General features: G+C 68.2%; 12 protein-coding genes. 6 read left to right on the top strand and 6 right to left on the bottom strand.

All coding sequences use genetic code 11. From position 1 onward, the window contains the following. Position 1: 1 nt before the first annotated feature. Both NXI30_09225 and NXI30_09220 read left to right on the top strand, forming a co-directional pair. On the top strand, positions 2-940 hold the full coding sequence (locus NXI30_09225; protein ID MCR9094386.1) for a lysophospholipid acyltransferase family protein: 939 nt from the start codon (positions 2-4) through the stop codon (positions 938-940). A gap of 59 nt (positions 941-999) precedes the next feature. Next, complete coding sequence (locus NXI30_09220) at positions 1,000-1,767, top strand: SH3 domain-containing protein (GenBank protein MCR9094385.1); 768 nt, start codon at positions 1,000-1,002, stop codon at positions 1,765-1,767. Positions 1,768-1,793: 26 nt separating this feature from the next. On the opposite strand, the gene NXI30_09215 is transcribed toward NXI30_09220, so the two are convergent. Next, positions 1,794-3,509 carry a diguanylate cyclase gene (locus tag NXI30_09215; GenBank protein ID MCR9094384.1) on the bottom strand — a complete coding sequence of 572 codons (1,716 nt, stop codon included), beginning with the start codon at positions 3,507-3,509 and terminating at the stop codon, positions 1,794-1,796. A 259-nt stretch (positions 3,510-3,768) separates the two neighbouring features. Between NXI30_09215 and cofG the strand changes: the two genes are divergently transcribed. From cofG to NXI30_09200, 3 genes are all read left to right on the top strand, one after another. Next, entirely contained in the window at positions 3,769-5,016 is a 1,248-nt protein-coding gene (cofG, locus tag NXI30_09210) for a 7,8-didemethyl-8-hydroxy-5-deazariboflavin synthase CofG (GenBank protein MCR9094383.1), read from the top strand. Between the two features lies 1 nt (position 5,017). Beyond that, a complete protein-coding gene (cofH, locus tag NXI30_09205; GenBank protein ID MCR9094382.1) occupies positions 5,018-6,271 on the top strand; it encodes a 5-amino-6-(D-ribitylamino)uracil--L-tyrosine 4-hydroxyphenyl transferase CofH in 1,254 nt (417 codons plus the stop codon). Between the two features lie 208 nt (positions 6,272-6,479). Then, on the top strand, positions 6,480-7,061 hold the full coding sequence (locus NXI30_09200; protein ID MCR9094381.1) for a porin family protein: 582 nt from the start codon (positions 6,480-6,482) through the stop codon (positions 7,059-7,061). Between the two features lie 94 nt (positions 7,062-7,155). Here the strand turns inward: NXI30_09200 and NXI30_09195 are convergent, their stop codons facing one another. Next, complete coding sequence (locus NXI30_09195) at positions 7,156-8,934, bottom strand: DnaA/Hda family protein (protein ID MCR9094380.1); 1,779 nt, start codon at positions 8,932-8,934, stop codon at positions 7,156-7,158. Between the two features lie 496 nt (positions 8,935-9,430). Beyond that, positions 9,431-10,105, bottom strand: coding sequence for an LON peptidase substrate-binding domain-containing protein (locus tag NXI30_09190; protein MCR9094379.1), 675 nt, complete (start codon positions 10,103-10,105; stop codon positions 9,431-9,433). 35 nt (positions 10,106-10,140) lie between these two features. On the opposite strand from NXI30_09190, the gene NXI30_09185 reads away from it, so the two are divergent. Beyond that, positions 10,141-10,785 (top strand): M48 family metallopeptidase, encoded by a 645-nt coding sequence (locus NXI30_09185; GenBank protein MCR9094378.1) that lies wholly within the window; start codon positions 10,141-10,143, stop codon positions 10,783-10,785. A gap of 302 nt (positions 10,786-11,087) precedes the next feature. Here the strand turns inward: NXI30_09185 and NXI30_09180 are convergent, their stop codons facing one another. The 3 genes from NXI30_09180 to thiC form a co-directional block, all read right to left on the bottom strand. After that, positions 11,088-11,306: a hypothetical protein gene (locus NXI30_09180; protein MCR9094377.1), complete on the bottom strand. Its 219-nt coding sequence runs from the start codon at positions 11,304-11,306 to the stop codon at positions 11,088-11,090. A 369-nt stretch (positions 11,307-11,675) separates the two neighbouring features. After that, positions 11,676-12,146: a DUF4149 domain-containing protein gene (locus NXI30_09175; GenBank protein MCR9094376.1), complete on the bottom strand. Its 471-nt coding sequence runs from the start codon at positions 12,144-12,146 to the stop codon at positions 11,676-11,678. Between the two features lie 11 nt (positions 12,147-12,157). After that, positions 12,158-13,846 carry a phosphomethylpyrimidine synthase ThiC gene (thiC, locus tag NXI30_09170; protein MCR9094375.1) on the bottom strand — a complete coding sequence of 563 codons (1,689 nt, stop codon included), beginning with the start codon at positions 13,844-13,846 and terminating at the stop codon, positions 12,158-12,160. Positions 13,847-13,905: the final 59 nt, after the last annotated feature.

The following is a 13,905-nucleotide window of genomic DNA, read 5'->3' as shown; positions in this document are numbered from 1 at the left end:
GATGTCGGCGGCGGCGCCGGAAGGTGCGGAGCCGCCGCGCGATCGTCTCCTCGACGCGGGGATCCGGATCTCGATTCGCGTGGCGGAGTGGATCGGCGTCGAGCCGACCCTGCGCCTCGGCGAGGGACTGGGTCGTGCGTGGTGGACGCTGCGCGGCCCGCGTCGCGAACGGGTTCGCGCGCAGCTGACGCAGGCCTTTCCGGAGCGTGACCCCGCGTGGATCGAGGGGATCGCCCGCGCCGTCTTCGTCCACCTCGGACTCGGCGTCGCGGAAGGTCTGCTGCTCGCCGGCCGCCGTCGGGCCGCACTCCTCGCACGCGTCGAGATCGAGGGCCTCGAACACCTCGAGGCGGCCCGCAAGGCGACGAAGGAAGGCGGGGTCCTCGTCCTCGCTCCGCACCTCGGGAGCTGGGAGCTCGCGGCGGCGAAGCTCGCGGACGTGGGTCTTCCCGTCGCGGCGGTCTACCGGGACACCGGGCGCCCCGCGTTCGAGCGCGCGCTGCGTCGGATCCGCGGAGAAGGCGTGGCGTCGATCCCGATGGGGCCGAGGGCAGGGGTGCACTTCGCGCGAGCGCTCGAGCGGGGTCGAGTGGTTCTGGCGCTGCTCGACCAGCGCGGGAAGCCCGGAGAATCCATCGACGTGCGCTTCTTCGGCAAGCCGGCGGCAACGAGGCGGGCCCCGATCAAGCTCGCGCGGCGGGCGGGCGCCCCGATCGTGCACGGCTGGGCCCAGCGGTCCGCCGATCGGCGCCGACATCGGCTCACCATCCAACCTGCACTTGAGACGGCAGCCGTGGAGTCCGATGACGAGGAGGTCCTTCGGCGGATCCTCCAGGAGGTGACCGCCGGATTCGAACAGGCAATCCGGGCCACGCCCGGGCAGTGGATCTGGACCCATCGGCGCTGGCGCGACCAGCCCGAAGCGACCGACGCGCGCTAGCCGCGACGGTCGTCGTGGACCGGGCCCTGCCGGCGGCCCGCCCCATCGCGAGACGACCCATGGCTTCCCACCCGACTCTCCGGCGCGCGACGATCGTGTCGTCGCTTCTCCTCTTCCTCGCGCTGACCGGCTGCGCCAGCGGGCCGAACGGCGGGACCGGCTTCTCGCTGTTTTCCCGCCCTTCGGGCGGAACCGAGGAAGTCTGCGACTCGGAAGCCGTCGCGGTCGAACGCGAGAAGGCCGACCTCTTCCGGAAGGCGGAGACCGATCGCGCCGAGGCGCTCGCGCTCCAGATCGTACGCCTCCAGGCGGACCTCGAAACCGCGGAGTCGGCCCTGGTCGAGGTCGAGTCCGGTCTCTCGGGGAGCAGCGGTCGTGCGGACGCGGTCTCGAGCCTCGCGGTCACCCGGATCCACGTCGAGCGCGCCGCCCTGCGTGCACCCTGGCGCGCCGTCGAGATCGCGGGCGCCCGACAGAAGCTGGAAGAGGCCGAGCGCCAGGTCGACGAAGGTCGCTTCGGTGCCGCGCTCTTCTTCGTCTATCGTGCGCGCCGCGTCGCGGAGAGCGTCCTCGACGAGGTCGAGCAGATCGTCGGAGCCGGCAACGCGCGGATGATCAATGCGACGCGGGTCAATCTGCGTTCCGGCCCGTCGACCGGGCAGCGGATCCTCGCCGTCCTGACCTCGGGCACGCCCGTGATCCCGCAGGCGACCGAGGGCGAGTGGACGCTCGTTCAGGTCACCGGCGGCCCCGCCGGTTGGATCCATCGCAGCCTGCTCGGACAGCACGTTTCCGAAGGGGGCGCGCCAGCCGCTCCGAAGCCGTAGCGCCTCGACGCGGCCGCGTCGGCGGGCTAGTCGTCGTCCGTGAGCTCGCTCGGATCGATCTGCGATCCGTCCGTGGACGGCGGCGCGACGACGACCCGGTTGCGACCCGAATCCTTCGCCGAATAGAGGGCGGAGTCCGCGTCCGCGAAGAGTTGCTTGCGGCTTCCCGCGTACGCCGCCACGCCGACGCTGATCGTGAGCGGCTCCCGCTCGCTCGGCACGTCCGTCACGAAGTCGGTCTCTTCGACGGCCTGGCGGATCTTCTCGCCCAGAGCGGTCGCGCCGGCAAGGTCGGTGTCGATCGCGAGCAGCGCGAATTCCTCTCCGCCGTAGCGAGCCAGGAGGTCCGTCTCGCGACAGGTCTGGTGCATCACCTCCGCCATCCGCCGCAGGATCTCGTCGCCGCCGGCATGGCCGAGTCGGTCGTTCCACTTCTTGAAGAAGTCGACGTCGAGGAGCACGAGGCAGAGCGGATCGCCGGTACGCGACGCCCGCTTGCACTCGGCGGCCATCGTGTCCTGGAAGTAGCGATGGTTGTGGAGCTTGGTGAGGCCATCGGTGATCGAGAGCTGTTCGAGGACGAGGTTCATGTTGGACAGCTCCTCGTTCTTCGAGAGGAGACGTTGGTTCGCCTCCTCGATCTCGCGCTGGTTCTCCTCGAGCTCGCGGGCGCTCCGCCCGAGTCCCCGGCTCATCTCGTTGAAGGTCCGGGTCAAGAGATCGACTTCTTCCGTCCCGTGGACGTTTTCCTCGATCTCGACTTCACGCTCGCCGTGGGTGAGGCGCGAGGCGGCGTCCGAGAGCGCGCGCAGGGGTTTCACGATCGAGCCCGCGATCCGGAAGGCGAGCAGGCCGACCCCGAAGACGATGGCGAGGTTGACCGCCGCGACCCGGCTCATCGAGCTGACGATCGGCGCGAAGGCTTCGTCGTAGGACTGTTCGATCACGAGGGTCCAGTCGAAGCGCGGAAAATCGACGCTCGTCCCGATCACTTCCTCGCCGAGCGGATTCGGGTAGTACGCGACCGAGGACGCATGCGCGCGTTCGACGCCGGCGCCCTGCCAGGTGGCGTCTTCATCGAAGCCCTGGGGCGGGTTCAGGAAGCGTCCGTCCTGATCCACGATGTAGACGTTCGCCGAGTCGCCGAGCTCGCCGCTCTTCAGCAGGGCTTCGAGGTGCGAGAGATCGATCAGCGCGAAGAGCCGCGCGATCGTGCGCTCGTCCGCGTCCCGCATCGGCGCCGACGCGATCTGCACGAGCTGGGCATCGTGTCGGAAGCTCGCGCTGATCCGGGTGTGCTCGGCGGGCTTCGCATGGGCGGCGAGGAAGTCGTCGGGCAGAGGCTCGCCGTCCCCGACCTCGAGCCGGGTCTCGCCCTCCTCGGTCGTGATCAGCAGCCGTTCGAATTGCGGAAAGCTCTCGAGCACGTAGCGGAGATACTGCTCCGCCTCGTCCCGGGCGCGGTCGCCGCGCCGCCCCCGGCTCCCGAGCTCCGGGGCCGACTCGGTCAGGATCGCGCTGCCAGCGAAGACCTCGACCTCGTGGGTGCGCTTCTCGTACCAATGGTCGAGCTCCTGGACGATCCGGTTCGCGACGTGGGGGAATCGCTGGTCGACCTTCTGGCGCAGGAATCCGTCGAGGCTCTGGAGCGAGACCCACGACACCGAGAGCGCCGAGAGGATCGTCGCGGCGAAGACGAGCAGCGTGATGCGGGCGGCGAGACTGCGGAGCGGGTTGCGCATCGATTTCCTGCCCGGTCCCCGCGCCGGGGCCGGAAAAGTCGTCGTTCGGGCCGGGCGCGGAGGGCCCGGCTCCCCTCGGCTCATCGGTGGTCAGATTGCGGCCCTTGACGCTCGCACCCCGGGATTCCCCCTGGGATCGGCAATCGGATGGATTCCGTGCTTCGAACGACGGATTTCCGGTTCCGGGGCTGGAATTGCGTCGCCCCACGCCCCTGTGTGATGATCCGAAGCGCGCCCCCCTCCCCGGAGTCCTCCGCCCTTGTCGACCGCCGATCCGGCCGCCGCCGCCCGTCCGTCCGCCTCGTCCCCCTCCCCGGGAGACGTCGAGGCCTGGGTGGGTGCCGTCGTCGATGGCCAGCCGCTCGACCGGGCGCAGGCCGAGGCCCTGGGCGCTTCGCTGCACGAGGCACCGGTCCGGGAGCGCATGGCAGAAGCGGCCCGGGCGATCAAGGTCGCCCAGACCGGCACGCGCGTGACGGTTTCGCGGAACATCTTCATCCCGCTCACGAATCTCTGTCGCAACCGCTGCAACTACTGCACGTTCGCGAAGCAGCCCGACTCCGCCGAAGCCCACACCTACACGATCGACGAGGTCGAAGAGGCCATTCGCGGCGGGGTCGCGACGGGCTGCGTCGAGGCGCTCATGTGCCTCGGTGACAAGCCGGAGGTCGCCTACAAGAGCTACCGCGAGGAGCTCGCCCTCCGTGGGCTGCAGACGACGACGGACCTGATCCTCGACGCCTGCAAGATCACGTGTGAGAAGGGCATGCTGCCGCACACGAACGCCGGCATCCTCACGAAGGAGGAGATGGCGCTCCTGCGACCCTACAACGCGTCGATGGGACTCATGCTCGAGACGACGAGCACGCGCCTGCGCCAGAAGGGGATGCCTCATTTCCACGCGCCGGACAAGGAGCCGGCCACGCGGATCAAGATGCACGAGGAAGCGGGGGAGCTCCAGATCCCCTTCACGAGCGGGATGCTCCTCGGCATCGGCGAGAACGACGACGAGCGCGTCGATACGCTCTGGGCGATCAAGGACCTGGCCGAACGCTACGGCCACATCCAGGAAGCGATCATCCAGCCCTTCCATCCGAAGCCCGGCACGAAGATGCGTGCGGCATCGCCCCTCGACGACGACCGCGTGATCGGCTGGGTCGCCCTCGCGCGCCTGCTCCTGCCGCGCGAGGTCCACGTCCAGGCGCCGCCCAATCTCGGCGCCGACATGCTTCCGCGTCTGGCGGGCGCGGGGGTGGACGACTGGGGCGGGGTTTCGCCCGTGACCGTCGACTTCATCAATCCCGAGGCTCCCTGGCCCGCGCTGCGTGCGCTGCGCGAGGACACTTCGAGTGCGGGATTCGAGCTCTTCGAGCGGGGACCGGTCTATCCGGACTGGATCCTCGAACGACCCGAGATGTTCGACCCGAATATTCGGGCGCTGCTGCCAAAATACGCCAACGACGAGGGCTACGCGCAGCGAAACGACCAGTCCGAGGAGGCCGCCTAGCATGCTCGATCAATTGTCATCCGCCGTGAGTCCCGATGTCCGTGACCTCCTGGAGGGCGCCCTCTCGGGAAAAGAACTCAGTAAAGAAGGCGCCGAACGCCTTCTCTCTGCGCAAGGCGCGGACTTCCACGCGCTCCTCGCCAGCGCCGACCTGGCTCGTACCTGGGACAATGGCGACGACGTCTCCTACGTCGTCTGTCGGAACATCAACTTCACGAACGTCTGCTACGTCGGTTGTTCGTTCTGCGGATTCGCCCGCCACAGCGACGAAGACGAAGCCTTCGACCGCAGCCACGAAGAAATCCTCCTGAAGTGCAAGGACGCGGTCGAGCGTGGCGCGACCGAGGTCTGCATCCAGGGCGGCATCCATCCCGGCAAGGACCACCAGACGTATCGCGACATCCTTCGGGCGATCAAGGCGGTCTACCCCGACCTCCACATCCACGCCTACTCGCCGGAGGAGATGGACTTCGGGCACAAGAAGAGCGGGATGGAGCTCTCCCAATACCTCTCGTGGCTGGTCGACGCGGGGCTCGGCACGATGCCCGGGACCGCCGCGGAGATCCTCGACGACGAGATCCGCGACCAGCTCTCGCCGAACAAGCTGAAGACCGAGCGCTGGATCGAGATCATCAAGGCGGCCCACGGGATCGGCCTCCGCTCGACCTCGACGCTCATGTACGGCCACATCGAGGAGAAGCGTCACATCGCGGCTCACCTGAGTCTTCTCCGCGAGATCCAGAAGGAAACCGGCGGCTTCACCGAGTTCGTCCCGCTCGGGTTCATCCACGAGCGGAACCTGCTCTACAACCTGATGGGGTCGCGCCCGGGACCGTCGATGGACGAGGACCTCCGGATGATCGCGGTCTCGCGTCTCTTCCTGCGACCGCACATCACGAACATCCAGGTCTCCTGGGTCAAGATGGGCCACAAGCTCGGTCAGATGGCGCTCTGCGCGGGCGCCAACGATTTCGGCGGGACGCTGATGGAGGAGTCGATCAGCCGCGAGTCCGGCTCGGATCACGGGGAGAACACGCCGCCCGAGGAGTTCCGCCGTCTGATCCGCGAGATCGGCCGAACGCCCGTGGAGCGCACGACGCTCTACAAGATCGTTCAGCGCTTCGACGACCCGGCCCTCGATCCGCCCTCGAAGGAGCCCGAGCACCTCCAGAAGAAGCTCGATCTCTCGGGCCCCACCCGCTGGCGCGCGAAGGTCGAGAAGGCCCGCGCCGAAGTCCGCGCCGCGACCGCCTAGCGTTCGGACCCTCGAAGGAGGCCGGCCTGGACGTCGCTGCGAACCGACAGGGCGGGCGTCGACGAGGCTTCGGACCTCTGCGCCTGTCGAGATCAGCATGCCTCCCCCGGCTTCGTGCTCCGAAGAGGATCCGCCCGTGTTCTTTCCTGCCGACTCCGCTGCTGCCCCCCGGATCTCACGATCCAGTCTTCGCATCGCGCTCGTGCTGATGTTCTTCGGACTCGGCGCACCGTCACTCGGAGAGGCCCGCGAGGACACGAGCGACATGGCTTCTCCGGGCTTCTATCTCGGTGTCCGCGCGATGGGTGCGACCTACACGGTCGCGGAGAACGAGCTCGAGGACGAGTTGGGCGGCTTCGTCGAAGTGGACATCGATGACGTGGCGGGCTTCGACGCGGTCCTCGGCTATCGCGCGGGAGACCACGTCGCGGTCGAAGCCCAGTTCGACTACCTCGACTCGGCGGAGATCGCGGTGGAAGGGTTCTTCTTCGGGAATCCCGTCGCCGAACTCGATTCGATCACGGCGACCGTGAACGCGAAGCTCTACGCGGCGACGGGGCGCTTCCAGCCCTACGCGCTGTTCGGCGTCGGCGTGATGCGCACCGAGCTGACCGCCACCTCGGTGAACGATGACGCCACCGGCCCGGTGATTCGCTTCGGGGGCGGCGCCGAGTTCTTCGTGACCAGGAACATCGCGATCGACCTCGGGGTCGACTACCTGCTTCCGCGAGACGACGTCGAGGACCTCGACTACGTGTCGTACGGTGGCGGCCTCGTCCTCCACTTCTAGGAGGGGGCGGACGAGGGCGCACGGCCCGGACCTGTCCGCGCGCGTTTGGGGACCGAGCCTTCAGCGGTCGATCGCGCCCGCGATCGACAGGACGCTACGCGTCCGCCAGAAGAGCGTCGATCTTCTCGGAGAGCGCCTCGACCTGATACCGCACCGGGGCATTCTCGAGGATCTGCCGCTCGATCTTCTTGATCGCGTTCGCGACCGAGGGATGATCGCGGCCGAGGGCACGACCGATCTCGGTATAGGAAGCGCTCGTGTAGCGATCGGCGAGGTACATCGCGAGCTGGCGCGGGACCAGGACGTCGCGACGACGCGACCGGGACGCGAGCGCCTCGGGGCGCGTCCCGAAGAAGGCGGCGACCGCCTTGACGATCTCGGGGACGGCGACCTGACGCGGCGCGAGGGCCGCGGCGCCCCCCGACTTCACGTCGATCGCTTCCTGGACCAGGGCGGCGTCGATCGGGCGTGACAGAAGCGACGCGGTCGTCACGACCTGGATCAGCAACGACTCGATCTCGGTCACGCTCGAGCCGAGCCCCTTCCCCGTGGCCGAGCACTCGGTCGCATCCACCAGTCGCTCGAGGCAGTCGGGGGGAAGGTGGACGCCACCGGCGGCCGCCTTGGCGCGCAGGATGTGGCGTCGGACGATCGGGTCGGGCCGATCGAGCTCGGCGATGAAGCCACGGCCGACCTGGGCGCGGAGCGCGTCGTCGAGGCCGGTCAGGTCCCGCGGCGAGCGGTCACCGGTCAGGAGCACGCGTCCGCCGGACTCGAGGACGTGGGCGATCGTGTGGTAGAGCTCCTGCTGAGTCTTGGTCCGGCCCGAGAGGAACTGGACGTCTTCGACGACGAGCAGCGCGATCGGGCCCCGGTAGCGCGCGGCCCAGGCCTCGCTGCGTCCGTTGCGCATCGCCGAGACGAAGTCGGTCGTGAACTGCTCTGCGGTCGTGTAGAGCACGCGGGCTCGCTGGGCGCCCGGACGACGTGCGTCCGGCTCGGCGCCGCGCCGCGCGGAGCGACTCGCGAGGTCCAGCCGCGCCTCTTCGGCGGCCGCCTTCGCGAGGTGCGTCTTGCCCATGCCGGACAGCCCCGCGAGGTACAGCAGGTTCAGGCTCTGCTGGCGCTGCCGCGCGAGGGCGATCGTCGCTTCGCGGGCGAGGGCGTTGCAGGGCCCCACGATGAAGCTCTCGAAGGAGAAGGCGGGCTCCGACGCGCCGCCGCGCGACCGCGGAGCCGGCTGGCCGTCGAGATCGAAGCGCGGCCCGTCCGGCGGGTCGGGTGCGGTGACCGCATCGTTGCGCACCGGGTCCACCCGCTTGCCTCGCGGCAGGGCCTCCGCGCTCGGGCTCGGCAGTGCGCGCAGGGTCGGACGCACTTCCGTCGGCTCGCCGGGCGGAGTCGACGGCGGCGTGCGCCGTGTGGCGGGTGCGGCGCCCGACGTCGTCGGTCCGTTGACCGCCTCGGCGGCGCGTGCGTGACCGACGCGGCGCATGCCGACCCGGGCTTCGATGCTCTGGCCTTCGACGGCCTTGAACTCGGCGGCGGCGAGCAGCTCGATGGGAAGCCCGAGCCCGTGTTCGGGACCGGGCGCGCCGGACGCGTGAGAGGCTGCGTTGGCGGGCGCGCGGGTCTCGGCGTCGGCGCAGAGCGCTTCCCCGATCGCGCGTTCGATCGCGTCGAGATGGTGGAGACGGATCCGGTCGCGATGGAACGAGTTCGGGCAACCGAGGACGACCCGGTCACGGCCCGTCGTCTGGTCCATCGCCCTCTTGGCCTGGAGCGGAGCAATCCAGGCGTCGAAGGCGAAGTCAGGAGTCTCGTTCTGGAGTCGACGCAAAGCGTCGCCCCAGACCTTGGGCGAAAAGGTCATTCGAGGGGGCCAAACGGGGAGGCCGCGGGGGCGGAACCGCGGGACGAAGAGGGACGATCGGGGCTGCTGGCATGTTCAGAAGTGGCGCGGCGAGATGTGGGGACCGGCCCTCGAAATCGCGGATCGAAGTCGGATTCTGGGGGATTTCAGCGGGTTCACGCCGGGTCTCACTCGATTCGTCGTAGGTCCAACCGAACGGAAACGAATTAACCACGAGATCCCGGGATGCGCAACGAAACGCGACTCCGATCGACCCGCCCAGGTGACACATTAGATAAACACCCAGAACCGCCCCCGAGACGGCATCTAACCAGTGTTTCGATTCCGATTTCCAATGTGATTCGAGGGCTTTCGACGCACATCCGGAACCGAATTCACGCGCCCGTCACGCGCGGAACAACCGCCGTTTCCGAAATCGCGATCTGAAGGAAACGCGATTTCTCTCACGCTTACTCCAAGATTCTCGATTTGTTGTGGCGTCAGATGAGCGCCCGACTCAGTTCGGGAGCGGCGCCGAGCCGTCGTCCGGGATCCCCGTCGCCGCCAGACGAAAGCGCAACAATTCGGACAGGGTTTCGCAGCGTCCGACGACCGAGTCGGCTTCGATCAGCTGTTGGCGTTCGATCGGACTGAAGGCGATCGACTGCGCGAGCGCGTTCACCAGTCGCGGCGACTCGAGCTTTTCGAAGGCCTCCATCGCGCGGGCGGGATCCTCGGCGGAACCGATGCGTCGGATCAGACGGTCGACGAGCTCGAGCAATGTGTCGCGTGCGACCACCATCGACGACAAGTCGGCCTCGGTCGTCGGGACCGTGTCCTCGAGCAGGGCGACTCGGGCGCTGCGATAGAGCTGCTCTCCATCCCGCTCGTCCTCTTCCAGGATCCGGAAGCGGCTCTCTCCGATCAGCATGATCTGGTACGTGCCGTCGGGTCGCTGCTGCGCGTGGGCGATTCGTCCGACGCAGCCGATGTCGAAGATCGGCGGATCGCCGGCCATCTCGCCCACGCTGTCCGGGCGAACCGTGACCATCCCGATCTGCATCGAACCTTCGAGCGCGTCCCGGGTCATCTGGCGGTAGCGCGGCTCGAAGATGTAGAGCGGGACCGAGACCTCCGGGAGGAGGACCACGTCCGAAAGCGGGAAGAGCGCGAGGGATTCGATGGTCTGCATCGCTGTGCGAAGCTTAGCCGCCCGGTGCAGGCGTGGTGGGGGGCCATGCAGGCGGCGCGGCGGCGAAAGCGCCCGAGTCGCTCCTGCGGTCCGGCTGCGTCTCGGCGTTGACGCTGGGACTCGGGATCCCGACAATCCCGCCCTGGGGGCATCTCGAGGTGGACAAGCGGGCCAAGAAGGAGCTCATGGCGAGGCTCGAGCGCGATGCGCTGCGCATCTGCGCCCGCTTCCGCTTGCGCTACCGCGTCCTGGAGCCTGAGCGGGCCAACGTGAAACGGCGCTACGGCGTCTGCTTCTCGGACGGCACGATCCGGATCCGCCTCACCCACGTGACGACGAAGCAGCCGCTCAAGTACTCGAGCCTGGTCAACACCCTCTGCCATGAGCTCGCGCACCTGCGCCACTTCAACCATGGCCCCCGCTTCCAGGCTTTCTACGCACAGATCCTGGAGTGGGCTCGGCGCGAGGGCATCTACCGACCCGGCCCCGATCCCGCGGCGGTGCGAGCCCGACCCGCGCCCCGCGCTCGGCCGAAACCCGAGACGGGTCCGGTCCAGCTCGACGTCTTCGCCGCCCGGGTCACGGTCGCGGCGCGACCCACGCGTCGTCGCAAGCCGGCCGCTCCGACCTCGAGTCCGAAGACGTCGCCGCAATCCGGCCAGCTCGAACTCTTCGGCTAGCCCCGGCGCCGGAGAGTCGGAATCGGTCGCCTGGCACCCGATCCGGCGCTGGATTCGAGGACTCGCCTCGTTCGGCCGGACGAGCTTCGAGTCGAAGGCCGCGGCACGTCGCCCGATCGAGCACCCGGTGGAAGGCCGCCGGCTCCGCGTCCGAGCGAAGTGCCCGGTGGAAGGCCATCGGCTCCGCGTCCGGCCGAAGTGCCCGGTGGAAGGCCGTCGGCTCCGCGTCCGGCCGAAGTGCTCGGCGGAAGGCCGCCGGCTCCGCGTCCGGCCGAAGTGCTTGGATCCGGCGGATAAAAAAGTCAGCCCGCGTTCGAAGCCGCGCGGAGCTCGTCGACCTCTTCGAGGTTGTTCGGGCCTTCGACGACCTTGCAGTTGATGTCGTCGACGGCGATCGACTTGTCGAGGATCTGGCTGATCAGGGAGTCGACGCTCAGCTCATCGTATTCGGCCAGGCCGTCCTCGAGGTCGCTCTCGCTGATGGTGATTTCGAGTGCGAACTTGATCTTGATCTCGTCCATCGTTCTCTTTCCGTCCTCGCGCGGCGGCCGATCGGGTCGGTCGTCGCCGCGCTCTTCGCCCAGTGTCGATCTGGCGCGGTCGCGCCACGCTGCTCTCTCGGATCTACTACGGACTCGCTCTTCGCATTCGACCGCGTGCGCCCGGACCGGTTCACGACGGTTCGCTGTCTGTCGCTGAGAGCCGATTCGTCGAGCAAGCGGCCAATGGAGCGCACTCCACGACAGGAGCGAGCCCTCGAGCTCGAACCGAATCAGCCGCAAGTATCTGGAATTGCAGCGGAATTCTGATTGGCCGCGGAGGATACACCAACGGCGCGGGCGGGGCTATCCATTTTTCCCGCAATTTCGGGGCCTTACGGTCGGGAACGCCTACGAATCGACGCGTTCGGCGCGGGTCTCGAGTCGGGCGTGGCCCCAGACCAACACCACCGAGGCGAGATGGATGACCAGGAAGAGGCCGAGCGAGATCCGGTGGAGCAGGCGGAAGCGCTGCTGCGTCTCGATCGTGTTCTCGGCGCCGAGGGAGATCGGACTGACCGCCGCGACCTGCGGCGAAAGGAACCACTCGGACCCCAGGCACAGGAGCCCGAGGAGGGCGGGCAGGCCGATGACCCAGCCGCGCCGATCGAGGCCGATCCCCGTGCCCACCACGACGAACGCGGCGATCGCGCCTCCATGGTGGAGCACCGTGAGGAGCGCGCCCGCCATCTGTCCGGCGAGGTCGCCCGGGAGCACCTGGAACGCCAGGCGCGACACGACGAACGCGAAGAACGCCCAGGCACCGACCCAGCTGCCGAGGGCAAGCCAGAGCGACGTCCGCAGGACCGTCCGGGAGAGCATCGGCGCTCGGCCTACGCCGACGGCTCGATCGGCTCGAGCGTGACCGGGTCGAGGCGCTCGTTCTGGAGATGGGCGGCGGCCTCGTCGTCGACGAGGTCACTGTGGCAGGCGGCCTTGCGACCTTCGTTCGCCATCGCGCCCTTCGTCTTCGACGCGAGGCGATGGATCTCGTCGGGCGAGAGGACGCCGCGCTGTTCGAGGATCGCCTTCTGCTCGTCGTTCAGTGCTTCGGAGATCTTCGGCTTGTCCCACTGGTAGTCCTCGTCCTTGCCCGAGACGAAGAGCGTGATCTCCTTGGAGATCCGGACCGAGCACCAGTCGTGACCACACATCGCGCAGAAGTCGGTGTCGACGTCGAGGTCTTCGTCGTGATAGGCGCGAGCCAGGTCGGGGTCGAAGGAGAGCTCGAAGTGCTTCTCCCAGTTGAGGGCGGCGCGGGCCTTGGTCAGCTCGTCGTCGCGATCTCGCGCGGCGGGGATCCCGAGCGCCACGTCCGCCGCGTGGGCCGCGATCTTGTACGCGACGCAGCCCTGCTTGACGTCGTCCTTCTTGGGAAGGCCGAGGTGCTCTTTGGGCGTGACGTAACACAGCATCGAAGCCCCGTGATACGCCGCGCTCGTCGCGCCGATCGCGCTCGTGATGTGGTCGTAGCCGGGGAAGATGTCGGTCACGAGCGGGCCCAGCACGTAGAAGGGCGCGCCGTGACAGAGCCGGCGCTGCAGCTTCATGTTGAACTCGATCTGGTCGAACGGGACGTGGCCCGGACCTTCGATCATGACCTGGCAGCCATGTCGCCACGCCTGCTCGGTCAGCTCGCCGAGGGCCTGCAGCTCGCCGAGCTGCGCCAGGTCCGTCGCGTCGGAGAGGCCGCCCGGACGGAGCCCGTCGCCGATCGAGAAGGTCACATCGTATTTGCGAACCAGTTCGCAGATGTCGTCCCAGATCTGCGTCATCAGGTTCTCCTGCTCGTGGTGGATCATCCACTTCGCGAGCAAGCTCCCGCCGCGGCTCACGATTCCGATCAGGCGGTTGGCCACGTAGGGCAGGTGTTCCCGGCGCACGCCGGCGTGGATCGTGAAGTAGTCGACGCCCTGTCGGGCCTGGTGCTCCAGGGTCTCGAGGACGGTGTGCTTGTCGAGGTCTTCGATCTTCTTGTCGAGGATCATCGAGTAGATCGGCACCGTCCCGATCGGCACGGTGGACGCCCCGCAGATCGCTTTGCGGGTCGCGTCGACGTCGCCGCCCGTAGAGAGGTCCATCACGGTGTCCGCTTCCCAGCGCTCGGCCCAGCGGAGCTTCTCGATTTCTTCGTGGGTGCCACTCGAGATCGGCGACGCGCCCATGTTCGCGTTGACCTTCGTGAGCGACGCACGGCCGATCGCCATCGGGTCGAGGTCGTGCTGGAGATGGACCTTGTTGGCGGGGATCACCATGCGTCCCGCCGCGACCTCGTCGCGCACTTCCTCGGGAGAGAGATGCGGCTCGCGCTGCGCGACTCGCTTCATCTCGGGCGTCACGTTCCCGAGCCGCGCGTGCTCGAGCTGGGTGATCGGCTCGAAGCCGTTCGGCGCGGCGAAGCGATAGGCGTTCGCCGGGGCGAACTCGGGATGCACCGACTCGGCGCAGCGCTCGTCTCCCGGAAGCTCCGTCCAGTCCGGCGGCATGAAATCCCACGCGGTCTTGTCGGACGGCTTCGGCATGCCGGGGGTGTCCGGCGAGGAGAAGGTCCGCGCGCCGCCGATCTCCGGCGGGTTCGCGA

It is taken from the genome of bacterium, from assembly GCA_024742285.1.
In the GTDB taxonomy this organism is placed as follows: domain Bacteria; phylum Myxococcota_A; class UBA9160; order UBA9160; family UBA4427; genus UBA4427.
Note: the sequence above shows the minus strand (reverse complement) of the source record. Positions and strands in the feature narration are given on the sequence as shown.